17 protein-coding genes are annotated in these 17,662 nt (G+C 34.9%); 13 read left to right on the top strand and 4 right to left on the bottom strand.

The genetic code is table 11. The features are described from left to right. Positions 1-34: 34 nt before the first annotated feature. The 10 genes from H4O18_RS02800 (at position 35) to purD (ending at position 11,737) form a co-directional block, all read left to right on the top strand. On the top strand, positions 35-934 hold the full coding sequence (locus tag H4O18_RS02800; RefSeq protein WP_222942316.1) for a hypothetical protein: 900 nt from the start codon (positions 35-37) through the stop codon (positions 932-934). Further along, complete coding sequence (locus H4O18_RS02795) at positions 912-2,141, top strand: hypothetical protein (protein WP_187581567.1); 1,230 nt, start codon at positions 912-914, stop codon at positions 2,139-2,141. Before H4O18_RS02800 ends, H4O18_RS02795 begins: the two co-directional genes overlap by 23 nt. Positions 2,142-2,146: 5 nt before the next feature. Further along, positions 2,147-3,352 carry an O-antigen ligase family protein gene (locus H4O18_RS02790; RefSeq protein ID WP_187581566.1) on the top strand — a complete coding sequence of 402 codons (1,206 nt, stop codon included), beginning with the start codon at positions 2,147-2,149 and terminating at the stop codon, positions 3,350-3,352. Between the two features lie 87 nt (positions 3,353-3,439). Further along, positions 3,440-4,438, top strand: a complete 999-nt coding sequence (locus H4O18_RS02785) for an NAD-dependent epimerase/dehydratase family protein (RefSeq protein WP_187581565.1) — start codon at positions 3,440-3,442, stop codon at positions 4,436-4,438. Then, complete coding sequence (locus H4O18_RS02780; RefSeq protein WP_187581564.1) at positions 4,438-5,580, top strand: glycosyltransferase; 1,143 nt, start codon at positions 4,438-4,440, stop codon at positions 5,578-5,580. The genes H4O18_RS02785 and H4O18_RS02780 overlap by 1 nt, the downstream gene beginning before the upstream one ends. Beyond that, the gene (gene gmd / locus H4O18_RS02775) at positions 5,577-6,611 is read left to right on the top strand and encodes a GDP-mannose 4,6-dehydratase (protein WP_187581563.1); all 1,035 of its coding nucleotides are present in this window, start codon (positions 5,577-5,579) and stop codon (positions 6,609-6,611) included. The genes H4O18_RS02780 and gmd overlap by 4 nt, the downstream gene beginning before the upstream one ends. Further along, complete coding sequence (locus H4O18_RS02770) at positions 6,589-7,500, top strand: GDP-mannose 4,6-dehydratase (protein WP_246473912.1); 912 nt, start codon at positions 6,589-6,591, stop codon at positions 7,498-7,500. Before gmd ends, H4O18_RS02770 begins: the two co-directional genes overlap by 23 nt. Before the next feature lie 311 nt (positions 7,501-7,811). After that, a complete protein-coding gene (locus H4O18_RS02765) occupies positions 7,812-9,164 on the top strand; it encodes an exopolysaccharide biosynthesis polyprenyl glycosylphosphotransferase (RefSeq protein WP_187581562.1) in 1,353 nt (450 codons plus the stop codon). Between the two features lie 189 nt (positions 9,165-9,353). Continuing rightward, complete coding sequence (locus H4O18_RS02760) at positions 9,354-10,340, top strand: UDP-glucuronic acid decarboxylase family protein (protein WP_187581561.1); 987 nt, start codon at positions 9,354-9,356, stop codon at positions 10,338-10,340. Positions 10,341-10,462: 122 nt separating this feature from the next. After that, a complete protein-coding gene (gene purD, locus H4O18_RS02755; protein ID WP_187581560.1) occupies positions 10,463-11,737 on the top strand; it encodes a phosphoribosylamine--glycine ligase in 1,275 nt (424 codons plus the stop codon). 159 nt (positions 11,738-11,896) lie between these two features. Here purD and H4O18_RS02750 read toward each other — a convergent pair whose 3' ends face one another. Further along, positions 11,897-12,118, bottom strand: a complete 222-nt coding sequence (locus H4O18_RS02750; protein ID WP_187581559.1) for a DUF6341 family protein — start codon at positions 12,116-12,118, stop codon at positions 11,897-11,899. A gap of 39 nt (positions 12,119-12,157) precedes the next feature. Between H4O18_RS02750 and H4O18_RS02745 the strand changes: the two genes are divergently transcribed. The 3 genes from H4O18_RS02745 to H4O18_RS02735 all read left to right on the top strand — a co-directional run bounded on the left by H4O18_RS02745 (position 12,158) and on the right by H4O18_RS02735 (position 15,031). Continuing rightward, a complete protein-coding gene (locus H4O18_RS02745; RefSeq protein WP_187581558.1) occupies positions 12,158-13,096 on the top strand; it encodes a hypothetical protein in 939 nt (312 codons plus the stop codon). A gap of 170 nt (positions 13,097-13,266) precedes the next feature. Beyond that, a complete protein-coding gene (locus H4O18_RS02740; protein ID WP_187581557.1) occupies positions 13,267-13,869 on the top strand; it encodes a DUF4254 domain-containing protein in 603 nt (200 codons plus the stop codon). Positions 13,870-14,032: 163 nt separating this feature from the next. Then, positions 14,033-15,031, top strand: a complete 999-nt coding sequence (locus H4O18_RS02735; protein ID WP_187581661.1) for a glycosyltransferase family 9 protein — start codon at positions 14,033-14,035, stop codon at positions 15,029-15,031. 148 nt (positions 15,032-15,179) lie between these two features. Here H4O18_RS02735 and H4O18_RS02730 read toward each other — a convergent pair whose 3' ends face one another. The 3 genes from H4O18_RS02730 to H4O18_RS02720 all read right to left on the bottom strand — a co-directional run bounded on the left by H4O18_RS02730 (position 15,180) and on the right by H4O18_RS02720 (position 17,529). After that, entirely contained in the window at positions 15,180-15,794 is a 615-nt protein-coding gene (locus tag H4O18_RS02730) for a TetR/AcrR family transcriptional regulator (RefSeq protein ID WP_187581556.1), read from the bottom strand. 212 nt (positions 15,795-16,006) lie between these two features. Then, a complete protein-coding gene (arsS, locus tag H4O18_RS02725; RefSeq protein WP_187581555.1) occupies positions 16,007-17,062 on the bottom strand; it encodes an arsenosugar biosynthesis radical SAM (seleno)protein ArsS in 1,056 nt (351 codons plus the stop codon). Positions 17,063-17,193: 131 nt separating this feature from the next. Continuing rightward, positions 17,194-17,529, bottom strand: a complete 336-nt coding sequence (locus H4O18_RS02720) for an arsenosugar biosynthesis-associated peroxidase-like protein (RefSeq protein ID WP_187581554.1) — start codon at positions 17,527-17,529, stop codon at positions 17,194-17,196. Between the last annotated feature and the right edge of the window lie 133 nt (positions 17,530-17,662).

Genomic DNA, 17,662 nt, shown 5'->3' with positions numbered 1-17,662 from the left:
CTTTGAAAGCACAATGAATAAAAGGTATATGGAAATGGCCTCTATTCATGGTCTTGACACTTATTTGGTAAATTTAAACAATAACCTAGATGCCAATCCCTTGGTCAATATATTTTATAGATTAAGGACCAAGAAGGAATTGAGGATAAAAGTACAGGACCTTATTTCATATATCGAATCGAAAAATATAACTAATATCTATTTATCCAATGCTGAAGGATATGTGAGCAACAACATCATATTTTTTTTAAGAAAGAAATTTCCGTCTATAAAATTTATTGCTTTACAACATGGTCTTTTTCCTTTAATACATTCTCGATACAAAGAAAGTTTAAGAAAAATCATTAACCAGTTTGGTTATTTAATCTCAGGAATCTTCGTCTTGGGGGAAGGATTTGGAGGCATAAAATTAAATAAATATTATGTTTACTCTGATCGAGAAAGAAATTTTTTGATAGATAAAAAAGGATGGGACATGGAAAACGTGGAAGTAAATATTAGATTTATTAAAGCAGAGCTTTATAACCGGTTCCTTAAGAACAAAAATATACAAAACGAGAAAACTGCTTTATTTCTTCTTCAAGGGTTATCCATTGTAGGACTGTGCTCAAAACAGAATGAATTATTTCTTATTGAATCAACGATTAAATATCTCTCTAAAACATACAAGGAACTGTTGATCAAGGAACACCCCTCATGCGAGGGAAGGTTGGAGACTATGAACCTCCCCCAAAACACAAAGATTGTAAGCTCAATCAACGAAGGGTTTGAGAAGTCTAAAACGGCTTATAGCTTTTTTTCCAGCAGCTTGATCGATGCAAAGGTTTATAACATCAAAACCGTTGGTATATATTCCGAAAGGATTAATGTAGATGAAGAAATCTATGAAAATTTTGATAAAAAAATAAATTTTGAAGATATTATTGACTCTTAAATTTATCCTCGCCTCCTTATTAATTACTATTTCCCTAAACTTTATCCTTATTGATGGGATAGGGAATGTATATTTATCGACTATTGTCATTTTTCTATCATTTATAGTCTTATTCTTCCTTTCCAAAGGAGTGCTGGTTACAAAAACATATTCCCTCCTGGCCTTATTTTTATTTTTATTTTTATCATTGACCACGGGCATCAATATTATCTTTGATAAATTCATTTTGGCACAAGAGCAAAGTGTTTTCACCATAATTTATCTACAAAACATATTAGCTTTTGTCATAGCCTATTATTTAATTGAGAAAGTAAGTTTAGATTTTTTTTACAAATTCTTTCTTTGGGTCGTATTTATCGCAACAATACGAATTTTCTTCGAAGAAATAGAACATGTGTTCTCCTTTAGTGAGGCTAGGGGACAACGAATTGAAGCACTGTTTGCAGGTGGAGTGAACAATTTTGCCTTAATTGTGGGGCTAGCTTTGATTATAAGTTTTTATACCATAAAAAACCGATACCTTAAAGTAGGCTTATGCCTTTATTGGTTTGTAATAATTATTCTAACTATGTCCAGGGGAGCATTGTTGGGAATTATTTTCACCTTATTTATATTGGGCCTGTACGATACTAATAAAAAAACCTTGTCTCTATTATTGAGAACTTCTTTTATAATAACGCTATTAGGTGTTTTCGCAATTTATTACTTCGACAAATCCGACTTGGTTAAAGCGCAGCTGGAAAATAGATTTTTAAGCGTCTTTACTGGAGATTCCAGTATAGAAAGTGCGTCATCTGGAAGAGGTATTATTTTATCTGATATATATAATAGCCATATTAAAGGTTCGTCACTATTTGAATATTTGTTTGGACATGGTATGGGAAGTATTGATTTTACGATAAACAAAGCTGACTACAAATCTTCCCATAATTTAATAGTAGACTTATTCTTTAGGAACGGATTATTATTCACACTGTTCTATATACAATTATTTCTTTATTTATTACTTAAATTTTTGTCCAATAGGGCAAAATCGAACTTAATCCTATTTGGCATTTTTGTATTTCTTCATTTTGAGTTACTTTTTAATCCATTTGTTTTTGCAGCGCAAACTGGTTGGATTTATACTTTTTTTCTTGCCCTATTTTTAATAACTTTTAAAAAGACCCGGACTGACCTTATTCAGCCAAGTGGGACCTCAAATTAATACAAGTGAAAAACTTAAAGTCTCAATATATACTTCCCTTTCTTGTCGGATTATTGCCGTTAGTCGCAATATTTATAAATGAAAGATTTGTCCCATTTATTATTATAGGTATTGTACTATCCACTATTTTAGAAAAGAACATAAAGAATAACTTTCTAGAGAATAAAAGGTTTTTGTTGCCCTATCTCATTTATGTTTTGACTTTTGTTCTATTTACAATTGTTTCCTCAGATATAAAAATATCCTCCAAGGTCTTGGAAAGGCAAACTTCCATGATCCTAATTCCATTAATACTTTTTTCCTGCAATTGGAATAAGGAAAGATTAGTCTATATATTAAGAATATATATATGCTGTTTAACCATTATATTCTTTTTATCCTTGGGTAAACTTTTTTGGTTTATCTATAACTTTAATGATTGGATTCAGACAATGAATTTAAACAGCAACAGTTATACTTACGTTCAATTTAAATTCCCCCACCTGATTGGGGCGCATCCAACATATTGGAGTTATTTGTTGATAGTCGCAAACTTATTTTTGTTATCCAATAACTATCTAAAAATATTTTCCAAAAAAGGAATAATAATATTAATGTTAATTATTTTCAATTTTAATTTACTTATTCTTTCAGCTAGAACTCCACTTTTAATAAATGTCCTTATCCATGTTTGGGCACTAGTTTTATATTTTAGGAAAAACACAATATCTTCCAGAAAATTAATAAGTATTATTTCTTTAGCTTTGGTGGGTGCTATACTTTCCTTTAATATCCCATTATTAAGAGCAAAAATACATTTCATTATAGATGATGAACGATTCTTTCTGTGGCCTTTGGCATATGAAAAAATTCAAGAAAATTATTTTATTTTGGGAGAAGGTTTGGGCTTGGGCAATCAAATATTTAAAAATTATATCTTAATACATGGAGACCCAAGGACAATTTATCATGGATTTGACTTACACAATCAATATCTCACACAATGGTTGGATATGGGCATATTGGGTCTTACATCTCTAGTATATTTAATATTATACCCCTGTACAAAAATTTCTAAACTTATAAGCCCAAAAAGTTTTATGCATTTAGGATTTACAATGTTATTTATAATTTCTCTGAATACAGAATCTTCTTTGTACAGACTTAACGGAGTTATAATCTACTCTGTTTTCTCTTCAATTCTATTATTATTAAGTAAATTTAAAAATTAATATCTCATTGATTTCCTAATAACCCTATGTTTCTAATGTATTTTAGAAATCATTATTATAGATTTGCAACAAAGTCTAGATAGTACTATGAATTCTATTGCTGTAATTTTCGGGGGGTCTGGCTATATAGGGACCAACCTCCTATCCCAATTATTAAAATCATCAGTTTTTGAAAAAATTTATATATGTGATATTAAACCATTACTGAGCTTCGATTTAGAGATAAATAAAGGCAGAGTCGTTTATATTGAAATAGATGTTAGGATGCCTATTAAATTCAATATTGTAGACGTTGATCTGGAAAAAAGCTGGATATTTAATTTTGCTGCCGTACATAGAGAACCAGGGCACGAATACTCTGAATATTTTGACACTAACCTTCCTGGGGCTAAAAATATTAATGAATTTTCAAGACAGACTGGTATAAAGAACATCTTCTTCACTAGTAGTATTGCTCCTTATGGCAAATCTTTATATGAAAGAACAGAGGCTTCTACACTTTACCCAGAAACTGCCTATGGCATATCAAAAGCATTGGCGGAAGAAATTCATAAAACATGGCTAGCTGAAGATAAAAGCAGAAGGCTTGTAATTGTTCGTCCGAGTGTAATTTTTGGACCCAAAGACCCAGGAAATGTATACAGAATGATCAAGGCTTTAAAAAAGGGTACTTTTATATTACCAAATGGTGGGAATATCATTAAGGGGTATGGATATGTCTATGGTCTGGTAGAGAGCATATTCTTTACTATTAATAAAAAGGATAGGCTAATCATTTACAACTATGCGGAAAATCCACTAGTTCCTTTGAAGGAAATGGTTGATATTGCCAAAGATGAATTAGGATATAAAAAACCAACTTTGAAAATGTCTGTAAAAATGTTAGCATTTATTGCCTTCTTTGTCCTAAAAGGATTTAAACTTTTTGGTAAAAAATCAGATATACATCCAGTTCGAGTAAGAAAAGCTGGGTTTCCCACCAATATTAGGCCACAATATCTCATAAATAATGATTTTGTATTTAAGTATGATTTTAAAAATGCACTAAAACACTGGAAATCTGTTTCACCAGAAGACTTTAAATAATGAAAATAGCGATAGTTCACGAATGGCTTACTGTAATTGCAGGTTCTGAAAGTTGTTTTAAAGAGTTTGCCCAAATTTATCCAGAAGCTGACATATTTGTTCTTGTTTCTGACGAAAAAAGTTTGGTTAAACTCAATATAGACCCTTCAAGGGTAACCAATTCCTTTATTCAGAAACTCCCTAAATCCAAAACGAAATGGAAAAATTATTTACCATTATTTCCTTTCGCAATAGAACAATTTGACCTTTCGGAATATGATGTTATAATTTCGTCATCCCATGCTGTTGCAAAAGGGGTAATTACCAATGCACTTCAAACTCATATTTGCTATATTTACTCTCCTATCAGATATGCTTGGGATCTTTATCATCAATATCTAGATGAATCCAACTTAAAAAAAGGCCTTAAAGGATTCTTAGCAAAGTCTGTTTTACATTATATTAGGAAATGGGACAGAACTACTTCAAATAATGTTGATGAATTTATCCCGATTTCAAAATACATAGAAAAAAGAGTATGGCGAACATATCGTAGAAAATCTTATAAAGTTATTTACCCGCCTGTTGCGGTCGAAGATTTTACCCTTAAAATTGAAAAGGAAGATTTTTATTTAGCGGCATCTAGACTTGTCCCCTATAAAAAAATAGACTTAATTGTAGAGGCCTTTGCCCAAACACCTGAAAAGAAATTAATTGTTATTGGTGATGGTCCGGACTTGGATAAAATAAAAGAAAAAGCAAAGGATAATATCTCAATTTTAGGTTATCAAAGTTTTGATGTGCTAAAGGACCATATGCAGAGAGCAAAGGCTTTTATCTTTGCGGCAGAAGAGGATTTTGGAATTATTCCAATTGAAGCTCAAGCTTGTGGAACACCTGTAATTGCTTACGGAAAGGGAGGCTCTCTCGAGACTGTAAAAGGAAAGTTTAAGGGTCAAAGTATTGATGAAGAAGATACTGGCGTTTATTTTGACAAACAATCTGTACCGGCGTTGATTGAAGCAATTTCACATTTTGAAGATAATTATGTGAAATTTAATCCTTTGAATATTCGGAAATTTGCCTTGACTTTTGACAAGAAAATATTTATACAAGACATAAAAAAAACTTTTGCAGAAATAATAGAAAAGCATAAAAAATGAAAAAGGCAATAATTACTGGTATTACGGGTCAAGATGCTGCATATTTAGCGGAACTTTTATTACAAAAGGGTTATAAGGTTTATGGAACATATAGACGAACCAGTTCTACCAACTTTTGGCGTATAGAAGAATTGGGAATCGAAAACCATCCAAATTTAATTCTTTTGGAATATGATTTGATAGACCTTTCAAGTGCCTATAGAATTATTTCCGAAGTAGAACCGGATGAAATATACAATTTGGCGGCCCAAAGTTTTGTTGGCGTATCTTTTACACAGCCCATTGCAACTGCGCAAATAACGGGAATCGGGGCCATGAATTTATTGGAGGCCATTAGGACCATTAATCCAAAAATTCGATTTTATCAGGCATCCACATCCGAGATGTTTGGAAAAGTTCATGCTATCCCGCAAAATGAGGAAACCCCTTTTCATCCAAGAAGTCCATATGGGGTTGCTAAAGTATTTGCTCATTGGGCTACCCTAAATTACCAAGAATCATACAATTTATTTGCTACAAGTGGTATCTTATTCAATCATGAGTCTCCACTTAGGGGTAAAGAATTTGTTACCCGAAAAATCACAGATGCCGTAGCCAAAATATATCTTGGCAAACAAGAAGTTCTGGAACTAGGAAACATGGATGCCAAAAGAGATTGGGGATATGCCAAGGAGTATGTAGACGGAATGTACAGAATGCTTCAAATAGATGAACCAGGGACCTTTGTTCTGGCCACCAACCAAACCCAAACCGTTCGCGACTTTGTTTCTTTGGCATTTAATGCCATAGATATAGATATTGTTTGGGAAGGAAAGGAGGATAAGGAAATTGGTAAGAACAGTAAATCCGGTAAAACTTTAATCAAGGTAAATCCTCAATTTTACCGTCCAGCTGAGGTAGATCTATTAATTGGTGATGCCTCCAAAGCCAATGAAAAATTAAATTGGAAACCGAAAACCACACTGAAGGAATTGTGTAATATGATGGTTAAAAAAGACTTGGAAAGAAATGAAAATGGAGGTACATTCTAGAAAGATTATTTTCATTACTGGCATAACAGGTTTTACTGGTAAACACCTAGAAGAGTACTATTCTAAACGTGGATTTGGTGTTTATGGAACTACCTTTACAGAACCATCTTCATCAAATCATTTTAAATGTGATATATTAGAAGAGGAGGAATTATTTAAAATACTTAATAAGGTAAAGCCCGAGTATATAATTCATTTGGCAGCAATTTCGTTTGTGGCCGCCAAAGACCAAAAGAATATTTATAACGTCAATATTTTTGGTACTTTAAGTCTTTTAAATGCCGTTACAAAGTTGGACTATTTGCCCACCAAGATTTTAATCGCTAGTAGTGCAGCTGTTTATGGAAATATTGAAGGCGAACTGGGCGAAGAACTGTGTCCTCAACCAGTTAATCATTACGGCAATAGTAAACTTGTAATGGAAAATATGGTAAAAGGATATTATGATCGGTTAAATATTATTATCGTAAGGCCATTTAACTATACAGGAACTGGACAGGAAAACCACTTTTTAATTCCAAAAATTGTTTCCCACTATAAAGAAAACAAAAAGGAAATAGAATTGGGAAATATTAACGTTTATAGGGAGTTTAATGATGTTCACTACGTCGTAAAATGCTACACCGAGTTACTATTTTCTAAATTTAAATCTGACATTTTTAATGTATGTTCCGGAAATGCCATAAATATCAACTATATACTTAGCGTGATGAATCAATTGGCAGGTTATGCCATTAAGGTCAACGTCAACCCTAAATTTGTAAGAAAAAATGAAATTGATATTTTAAAAGGAAACCCTCGAAAATTATTCGCTCATATAGGTGATTTTACCAATGAATTTACATTTAATAACACTTTAGAGCATATGTATAACGAAAATAGAATTTAGTGGCGAACTGGAAATTCTTCTAATTTGTTCAGCATGTCAAATTAGATAGGTAAAGCTGGATATAACCTCTGAAGTTAAAAATACTTTCATCCTAAAACTAATTTTTTAGAGTAAGCTGATTAAACTCTCAAAAAGGTGTTCTATTTAAAAATTGAGACTCGATTTTTCCTAATGCCAGTAAAACTTGGTTTACACTAAATAATATCTTAATCGTTAAAAATGTGTCTCTACGAAATTTATAGGTCATCTATTCTCATATTTAAATTTATCTTTGCCCAAGTTGATACCTAAAATAGTACGGACCAAAATTGATGTTTTCCAAAAAACACCGTTATTCCAGCCTCATTACCCCCATATCCTATGCGGTGGATTTATTGGTGATTAATCTTTTTGCCAACATTCTTCCCATCAACTTTGAATACCCCATACTTTTTCACTCCTATCTAAGCTTGGCGTGGATTATTCTTTCTTTTAAAAACAACTTCTATGAAATTTATAGGTATACCAAAGTATCCTATATTCTAAAATTACTTTTTAATCAATTCGTATTTTTATTTTTAATTTTGTACGCCTTCATTGGGTTTTTTAAGCAGCCCAATATGAGCCGATTGGCCCTTGGAGAATATTTTGTAAGTGTTGGGCTTGCCATATTTACAATTAAATTCTTGAATTATATCCTTTTAATGAAATACCGTGAGAGTGTAAAAGGGAACATGAGGAATGTGGTAGTCATCGGAAAGAACAAGAAAACCGATCAGTTGATCGACGTTTTCAATGTAAGAAGGGAGTTCGGCTATCATTTCATGAAGCAATTCAGTCCAAATGATCCTGCTTTTGACATATATAAGACTTTCGTGTATATAGTGGAGAATAATATCGACGAAATTTATTGCTCAGTTTCAGAACTAAAGAACAATCAAATAACAGAATTTATCAACTTTGCCGATAATAATTTAAAAACCCTGAAATTTATACCGGACAATAAGAACATTTTCTCCAAAAAACTAACCTTTGAATACTACGATTATATTCCAATCCTATCGCTAAGGGACATTCCCTTGCACAATCCCTTAAATTCTGCGCTAAAAAGAGGTTTCGATATTGTATTTTCATTAATTGTGGTGATTGGTATTCTATCCTGGTTGGCCCCAATCATTGCATTAATAATCAGATTGGAAACCAAAGGGCCTGTATATTTCAGACAAAAAAGAAATGGTATAGACAACAAGGAATTCTATTGCTATAAATTTCGGTCCATGGCACCCAATGATCACGCCGATAGTCTAATGGCCGTTAAAAATGATATGCGGACTACCAAAGTGGGTAAATTTATCCGTAGAACCAGTATTGATGAACTTCCACAATTCTACAATGTATTGTTTGGGAATATGTCGGTGGTTGGTCCTAGACCCCATATGGTAAAGCACACCAACGAGTTTGCCAATAAGGTGGATAAATACATGCTACGCCACTTCGTTAAGCCCGGGATTACAGGTTTGGCCCAGGTCCGAGGGTACAGAGGTGAAATTGAAACGGATAATGATATATTAAACCGAACTAAATTTGACATTTTTTATATTGAAAACTGGTCCTTGTTCATGGATCTTAAAATAATTGTGCAAACAGTCATGAATGCAATTTCGGGAGACAAAAAGGCGTATTGAGATATTATCTTAATTAAGTTAACAATAACTCATTAAACAAATATTACTATTTAAACTTTTTCTGAAATATTCTAATATAATAATCACACTTTACCCCAATATTTTGGCTATTAGACCATAATTATTTTTATCAATGCCTAAATCCACTAAATTTGGGTGCTGCCAATTTGACTATAAAATAACTAATTGATGAAAAAAGTACTTATCACCGGCGCTGCCGGCTTTTTGGGATCGCACCTTTGTGATAGAATGATCAAAGAAGGTCATTATGTAATTGCCATGGATAACCTAATCACTGGCGACCTTAAGAATATTGAACATCTTTTCACCTTGGAGCAATTCGAATTTCAGCATCATGATGTTACAAAATTTGTACATATTCCAGGGAAATTAGATTATATACTGCATTTTGCCTCCCCAGCAAGTCCAATCGACTATTTAAAGATTCCTATTCAAACCTTAAAGGTAGGAGCTATGGGGACACATAATTTATTGGGATTAGCCAAGGAAAAACAGGCTCGGATCCTTATTGCCTCTACTTCTGAAATATACGGTGATCCATTGGTACATCCCCAGACAGAAGAGTATTATGGCAATGTGAATACTATCGGACCTCGTGGAGTTTATGACGAAGCCAAACGGTTTCAAGAATCCATTACCATGGCATACCACCGATTTCATGGTGTAGATACAAGGATAGTTCGGATTTTTAATACCTATGGCCCTAGAATGAGATTAAATGATGGTAGAGTAATACCAGCATTTATGGGACAGGCTTTACGTGGAGAGGATTTGACGGTGTTTGGTGATGGTTCGCAAACACGCTCTTTTTGTTTTGTAGACGATGAAATTGAAGGGATTTATAGACTGTTGATGAGCGACTATACACTTCCCGTGAATATTGGCAATCCGCATGAAATAACTATTAAGGAATTTGCAGAAGAAATTATCAACTTAACTGGCACAGACCAAAAGATAATATACAAACCCTTACCACAAGATGACCCTATGCAACGTCAACCAGATATTACAAAAGCGAAGGATATATTAGGCTGGGAGCCTCAAGTTAGTAGAAAGGAAGGTATGAAAAGAACCTGGGATTTCTTCAAAACCCTTACGGCTGAAGAATTAAGAAAAACAGAACATCGGGATTTTTCCGATAGAAATAGAAAATAGAACATACCCACCCTTTGAGGTGGGTTTTTTTATTTAACATTATCCTTGAAATAGATATATATTTTGACTTAAGTATGTCCAATATCCATTTCAAACCGTATTTTTGGGGAAATTTTTTAAGAATGAATATCCTGATCCTTGGTGCCGGTGGGCGCGAACATACCTTAGCATGGAAATTAAAACAAAGTCCAAAACTTAAAAATCTTTATGTGGCTCCCGGAAATGCGGGGACGGCTACCATAGCGAAAAATGTACCCATAGGTGTAAACGATTTTGAAGCCATTAAAAAATGTGTGCTCTCTGAAAAAGTCGATATGGTTATTGTAGGCCCTGAAGACCCCTTGGTCAATGGGGTGCACGACTTTTTTCTTAACGATCCTGCCTTAAAAAATATCCCTGTAATTGGTCCTCAAAAGGCAGCTGCCACTTTGGAAGGAAGCAAGCAATTTGCCAAGGAATTTATGATGAGGCACAACATTCCAACAGCTGCTTATGAAAGTTTTACGGCGGAAACCCTGGAAAAGGGATATGGTTTTTTAGAAACCCTAAAACCACCTTACGTACTTAAGGCTGACGGATTGGCCGCTGGTAAAGGGGTTTTGATTCTGAACGACCTGCAAGAAGCCAAGTCCGAACTGAAAACCATGTTGATCGACTCCAAATTTGGGGCTGCCAGTACTACTGTGGTCATTGAGGAGTTTTTGGACGGAATTGAACTGAGCTGTTTTGTGCTTACCGATGGAAAAGGATTTAAGGTCTTACCTACGGCAAAAGACTATAAAAGAATCGGTGAAGGGGATACCGGATTGAATACTGGTGGTATGGGGGCCATTTCCCCTGTTCCTTTCGCAGATAAAACCTTTATGGCAAAAGTACTTGAGCGAATCGTAAAACCTACCGTAGAAGGCTTTAAATTGGATAATTTGCCATACAAGGGATTTGTATTTATTGGATTGATAAAAGTTGGGGAAGAACCAAAAGTAATTGAATACAACGTACGACTGGGAGATCCGGAGACCGAAGTGGTAATACCAAGAATAAAGAACGACTTGGTTACGGTTTTTGAAGCAGTGGCTAACCAAACCTTGGACAGTATAGACCTGGAAATAGATGAGCGGGCAGCTACAACGGTCATGTCAGTATCCGGGGGCTATCCAGAAACCTATAAAAAAGGAATGGAAATAACTGGTTTTGACAAAATTGAAGATGCCGTGGTATTCCATGCAGGCACAGAATTAAAAGACGGCAAGGTCTTGACCAATGGCGGAAGGGTATTGGCAGTTACCGCATACGGCTCCGACTTCAAAGAGGCGCTAAAAAAATCCTATAAAAACATTGAAAAACTACATTTCGATAAAATGTATTATCGTAAAGACCTAGGATTCGATCTTAAGTAAAAAGTTTTACAACAAATACTCGGTCTTAGGACAAAATAAAAAAAAAGGGATAGCGTTTGCTATCCCTTTTTTATATTTATTATTGCCCTCAAATAAAGCTTAGGTAAAACCACAGCTTCAAAAAAGAAGCCTTAAGCCAAGCAGAAATCCGAAAAAAGATTAAAGGTAAGAGTGTGCTGTTACGTCCTTGTCTTCCTCGCCGCTATCATTGTATTTTTTCAACTCCAACATCCAATATACGAAGGCAGCAGCGCCAATCAGCATTAAAATCCAATTCAATGTATTTGCTCCCCACCAATTCTCCATACTACGCAAAGCGTCGAAAGGTGCAAAAAGCACATTTACAAATAAATCCTCAATACCGTAAAAAAATGCATCCATCTTAATTATATTTACCATGCAAAAATATAAAAACCTAGGATGATTTCAAGCATTTTTGGAAGAACAAAACCAATAAATTACATAATACTTCTGGTATTTCTATTTTTCTTCTATTGGTTTGTCCACTTTTTCCTGTTCCAAAAATCGTATTCTCCAGAACAAATATTGGGTCAAACAGCAATTTTAGGATTTTTATCCTTTAGCATTTTTGTAGTTAATTTTATTACCTTAAGAAATAAAATAACCGGCGGAAATTCATTGGCCATCCTATTTTATACCTTGTTGATCGTACTGTTCCCGGAAGTGTTGACCGATTCCAATGCCATACTATGTAGCTTTTTTTTGTTGCTTGCCATTCGTCGTATTCTAAGTTTCCGGTCTCTAAAAAATATTAAACTAAAAATTTTTGATGCCACCTTTTGGATATTGATTGCCAGTTTGTTTTACGACTGGGCCATTTTATACCTTATAATGGTTGTCATTGCCATATACTTTTATGATCCAAAAAATATTAGAAATTGGCTTGTTCCTTTTGCTGCAATTATAGCGATGTTCCTAATTATGCTGGCAGTTCTGGTGCTGAGCAACAATATGGACTTTTTATGGAATCATTATTTTTTCGATTTTAAGTTCAATGCCGTTTATTTTTATGATTGGAGTAATAGCACCCTTTTGTTTCTTTATGTTTTTACCGTTTTACTCTGCGGCTTTTTGGCGTTTCTAAAATTAGGCAACGTTGGGGTAGGTAAATTGGTTACTATGCGTCTAATTCTGGTTCTTTTCCTTATTGGGTTGTTGGTAAAGATCCTTAAGTCTTCCCCGGATACACACCCCATTCTTATAACGTTCTTTCCTGCAGTAGTCTTTATTACCACCTATGTCCAATCCATCAAAAAAGATAGTATCAGGGAAATAGTACTCATGGCCTCCGTAATTATTCCTTTTATTGTACTTCTGACCAACATCATAATGAATTAGGAAGGCTATTTATAAATGAAACCGAAGTTTCTTATGATTTGCTTTCAAAACTTGCGATATTTCTGTGAAACATCATTAATTCCTTAAGTCTTCAACCCACAAAATAGCTTCTAAATAAATAAAATGCGTTTTTTAAATAAACGGTATCTTTGTTTTAAAATATTGTAGTTATGTTCAGTGATTTTGCCTATAAAATATTTGAAGAAAGCATAGAAAAATATCATTTAGTGGATGATGTGTCCCAATCGTTCAGCAATCCATATCCAAAAGAAGATATTGCCCACTTGTTATATCGTAAAAATTGGATCGACACCGTGCAATGGCATTATGAAGATATTATCAGGGACCCCAATATTGAACCGGTTGCAGCACTTAAGCTCAAAAGAAAAATCGACTCCAGTAACCAGGATAGAACAGATTTGGTTGAATTTATAGATAGTTACTTCCTAAATAAATACCAATCGGTTGAAAAAGATAAAAATGCTACAATAAATACGGAAAGTCCAGCTTGGGCCATAGACCGACTATCCATTTTGGCTTTAAAGATATATCATATGCAGGAAGAAGTAGACAGAAAGGACGCCACCCAAGATCATATTCAAAAATGCAGCACCAAGCTTAACATTTTATTGGAACAGAAGAAAGATCTATGTTATGCTATAGATCAACTATTATTGGATATTGAATCTGGCAAGAAATACATGAAAGTCTATAAGCAGATGAAAATGTATAATGACAATGAACTTAACCCTGTTCTTCGCAAAGCGCCCTGATTCCAAAATATGGATAGCTTATCTTAGCCCTGCAACAAAAGAATTGATGGTAAAGGAGAAAAGTACTTCAAAGGATGTTGAGGGGAAAGTAAAGGATGTAACTAATACAACTCCCCTTGAGGCTGATCAAAAAAAGCACATACTGGTCATTCGTTTATCAGCAATGGGCGATGTGGCCATGACGGTTCCTGTCCTATCCACCTTGGTTAAGGAATATTCAGGATTAAAAGTCACGGTACTGACCAGAAGTTTCTTCAAACCTATTTTTCAAAACCTTGACAATGTAAGCATTTACGAGGCGGATGTAAAGGGAAAGCACAAAGGCATATTTGGTCTTTGGAAGCTATATAAGGAACTTAAAAACTTAAACATAGATGCAGTTGCCGATTTGCACAATGTATTGCGCAGCAATATCCTAAAAAGGTATTTTAAGTTGGGGAATACACCCTTTGTTCAGATAGACAAGGGCCGGGCAGAAAAAAAAGCTTTGACTGCTTTGCATTCAAAGGAATTTCGACAACTTAAAACCACCCACCAGCGTTATGCGGATGTTTTTGGAAAACTAGGAATGCCCATAGATTTACAAACAGCCACCGTACTTCCTGTAAGATCCATTGCATCTGCTACAACTAACTTGGTGGATGGCAAAGGAAAAATATGGATCGGCATAGCTCCTTTTGCCGCTTTCGACGGCAAAATGTACCCTTTGGATTTGATGGAAAAAGTAGTGGATGCACTGAATAATACAGATCAAAACAAAATACTACTCTTCGGAGGCGGAAAAAACGAGCAGCAACAACTGGAAAAATGGGAAACCAAATTCAGTAATTGTATCAACCTGGTGGGCAAATTACCATTCCAGGATGAATTGGCCTTAATTTCCCAACTGGATTTAATGGTGGCTATGGATAGTGGAAATGCGCATTTAGCTGCCTTGTTTGGAATACCAACAATAACACTATGGGGAGTTACCCATCCTTATGCAGGATTTTATCCCTTTGGACAAAATTCCAATTATGCAATGTTGGCAGATAGGGAACAATTTCCTCTGATTCCAACCTCGGTTTATGGAAACAAATACCCTATTGGTTATGAAAACGCAATGCGCACCATTTCTCCAGAGGATGTTGTTTTAAAAATTGAGGAAATATTAAAAAAGTAGCAAAAAATAGAACTTCATGTGCTTTTAGTAGCGACTCCAAAATCGCACATAAAACTAAAGCAAGGTTCCATGGTTTATCTTATCTAAACCAAACTACTTTAGGTAAGATGCCTGGAAACAATGATAGGCACTTTAGAAAAACAATAAATTATGCAGGTTCCTTATGCTCTATTAATTTAAAGTAATGCCTAAGCTGTTGAATATACTTGTAGCGTAACATTTTACCATTTCCTTCAACCATCAAGGTACGAATACCAATATAGGATGATATTAAATAAGTGGCTACTGCTTCACTATCTATATGCCTGTTTACATATCCGTCCGTTTTTCCCTTCTGTAGGGCGGTTACCAAGTTAACTTCCCACACTTTTAAAATGTCCTGAAGATAATTCATGATATCAGGGTTCTTCCCGTTAAATTCGGTAATGAAATTACTCAGAACGAATCCGTAATCCAGAAAATTATGTTCTGCAGTTTCCAATGCATTATCAAAACAAGCTGCAATCTTGTTCAAGGGGTCTTCTTCGCCCTCAATGGGTTCTATTAGACTGCTGTAGACTTTTCTAAATAAAAGGTTTTGCACAATACTAATGAAAAACTCTTCCTTGGATTGAAAATGGTAGTAAAACGCACCTTTAGAAAGGCGGAGTTCCTTTAAAATATCGTCAATACTGGTATTATGATAGCCCTTTTGGTAAAAAATCTCTAAGCCGGTAGTTTGTATGCGCTGCATGGTTGCCATGCGCTTCAATTGTTTGTCCATAAGATTTGGTTTTCTATAAACAGACCTATAAGTCTGTTACCCTAACTCTAATTTTGGTCTTTTATTTAAAAAATAAAGCTAAAAATAACTTTAAATCGATAAAATACACAAAAAAAGCAATCTTAACGACATTCTTTATCCGCTACAAACCAAATGGTCCATTTATTTTCCAATTTATCATCTGACTTTTAATCAGAAAAATGCAAAAGATTCTAAGTAACGGAACCTTGGCAGCTGCTCCCCGCCCCTGCCGTACATCCATAACAATGTTGTGAAATTATAATGTTCCTGTCATTTAGGATATCTTCATTGTAATCCTTAATATGTCTAATTTTACTGGCCACTTTTAATCCCAACATCTGATTGAAGTCGCAATCGTAAAGCCATCCATCCCAACTCACTGAAATGGTATTGGTGCACATTACATTGGCAACGGCCGAAGGATTATAGGCCTCAACTAAGGAATACATATAATCTTCATAATTCCCCGATGCAATCAAATAATCCAAAAAACGGGCTATGGGTAGATTTGTAATGGAAAAAAGGTTGTGAAAATTAATCTCAAAATCCTCCTTGAGCGCCTTTTTAAAGTCGCGCTCCATTGCTACCTGATCTCCAGGCAAAAAGGCCCCTGAGGGATTATAAACCAAATCTAACCTTAAGGAACTTTCCGGCATACCATATCCAACCGCATTTAACTCCTGAAGTGCTTTTATGGATAGATCAAAAACTCCTTCTCCCCGCTGTCTATCCGTTTTTCCACGAGTGTAGTGTGGCATAGATGAAATAACATGGATATTGTGTTTCTTAAAAAATTGGGGAAGATCATAATATTTCTTGTTCGCCCTAATGATGGTAAGATTGGAGCGCACAATAAAATCTTTTATTCCAGCTTTGGCAGCCTCTTCCACAAACCACCTAAAATCCGGATTCATTTCTGGTGCACCCCCGGTTAAATCCAAAGTATGGGCAGAAGTATTACGGATGACCTCCAAGCACATTTCCATGGTTTCCCTGGTCATTATTTCCTTACGGTCCGGACCGGCATCCACATGGCAATGTTCGCAAACCTGGTTGCACATATAGCCTACATTAATCTGTAGAATTTCCAATTTTTTGGGACGCAGTGGAAACTGCCCAGTATGGGCAATTTTATCCTTGAAATAGGGCAGCTCCCCATCCTCAAAAATTCCACCATTAAGGATTTCCATTTGTTTGTTGTCCATCACAAGGTCTTCGTGCCTTGCCTTTAAAGATTTCGTTGCCATTATAATCGTATTCTGTTATTAGTACGCCATATCTCTGAAAGATTACAGAAAGTTGAGCTTTTCGGCCCGCACCTTTCTGTAAAACCATTTCTAAAAATTAGGCATATCCTTAATCAAGAAAGCTTCGTGTATTACATGGATAGCTTCTTGTATTTATTCATCATTTGAACCCCATGTACCAAGGTGGCACCGCTTTCAATGGCCGCGCCAGCATGTACCGCTTCCATCATTTCCTCTTTGGTTATCCCCTTTTGCAAACCGTCCTTTGTATATGCATCAATGCAATAAGGACACTTAACCACATGGGCTACAGCAAGTGCTATAAGGGATTTCTCCCTAGCACTCAGGGCACCTTCCTCAAATACTTTTCCGTAATAATCAAAGAACTTGGTTCCCAATTCCTCGCTCCATTCGGTTATATTTCCAAACTTGCGTAAATCCGCTGGGTCATAATAAGAATCTGCCATTATATATTTTTTATAGTTATATTTTTTGGAAGCCATTTGTTAAGTGGATTTCCATTATTATTGAATTAATGTGTTTTAGGACCACATCCGTTATAGCAATATTAATACCGGATAAAAAGTAACAATACTAATG

Source organism: Arenibacter arenosicollis (assembly GCF_014397245.1).
Lineage (GTDB): Bacteria > Bacteroidota > Bacteroidia > Flavobacteriales > Flavobacteriaceae > Arenibacter > Arenibacter arenosicollis.
The sequence above is the reverse complement of the archived record's forward strand: the minus strand, read 5'-3'. Positions and strand labels throughout refer to the sequence as shown.

Excerpts from the sequence above, each read along its gene's own strand:
- H4O18_RS02770 (WP_246473912.1), top strand. The coding sequence starts at position 6,589 with ATGAAAATGGAGGTACATTCTAGAAAGATTATTTTCATTACTGGCATA.
- gmd (WP_187581563.1), top strand. The coding sequence starts at position 5,577 with ATGAAAAAGGCAATAATTACTGGTATTACGGGTCAAGATGCTGCATAT.
- H4O18_RS02765 (WP_187581562.1), top strand. The coding sequence starts at position 7,812 with ATGTTTTCCAAAAAACACCGTTATTCCAGCCTCATTACCCCCATATCC.
- H4O18_RS02760 (WP_187581561.1), top strand. The coding sequence starts at position 9,354 with ATGAAAAAAGTACTTATCACCGGCGCTGCCGGCTTTTTGGGATCGCAC.
- H4O18_RS02785 (WP_187581565.1), top strand. The coding sequence starts at position 3,440 with ATGAATTCTATTGCTGTAATTTTCGGGGGGTCTGGCTATATAGGGACC.
- H4O18_RS02720 (WP_187581554.1), bottom strand. The coding sequence starts at position 17,529 with ATGGCAGATTCTTATTATGACCCAGCGGATTTACGCAAGTTTGGAAAT.
- purD (WP_187581560.1), top strand. The coding sequence starts at position 10,463 with ATGAATATCCTGATCCTTGGTGCCGGTGGGCGCGAACATACCTTAGCA.
- H4O18_RS02735 (WP_187581661.1), top strand. The coding sequence starts at position 14,033 with ATGGGCGATGTGGCCATGACGGTTCCTGTCCTATCCACCTTGGTTAAG.
- H4O18_RS02730 (WP_187581556.1), bottom strand. The coding sequence starts at position 15,794 with ATGGACAAACAATTGAAGCGCATGGCAACCATGCAGCGCATACAAACT.
- H4O18_RS02800 (WP_222942316.1), top strand. The coding sequence starts at position 35 with ATGGCCTCTATTCATGGTCTTGACACTTATTTGGTAAATTTAAACAAT.
- H4O18_RS02740 (WP_187581557.1), top strand. The coding sequence starts at position 13,267 with ATGTTCAGTGATTTTGCCTATAAAATATTTGAAGAAAGCATAGAAAAA.
- H4O18_RS02750 (WP_187581559.1), bottom strand. The coding sequence starts at position 12,118 with ATGGATGCATTTTTTTACGGTATTGAGGATTTATTTGTAAATGTGCTT.
- H4O18_RS02780 (WP_187581564.1), top strand. The coding sequence starts at position 4,438 with ATGAAAATAGCGATAGTTCACGAATGGCTTACTGTAATTGCAGGTTCT.
- arsS (WP_187581555.1), bottom strand. The coding sequence starts at position 17,062 with ATGGCAACGAAATCTTTAAAGGCAAGGCACGAAGACCTTGTGATGGAC.
- H4O18_RS02745 (WP_187581558.1), top strand. The coding sequence starts at position 12,158 with ATGATTTCAAGCATTTTTGGAAGAACAAAACCAATAAATTACATAATA.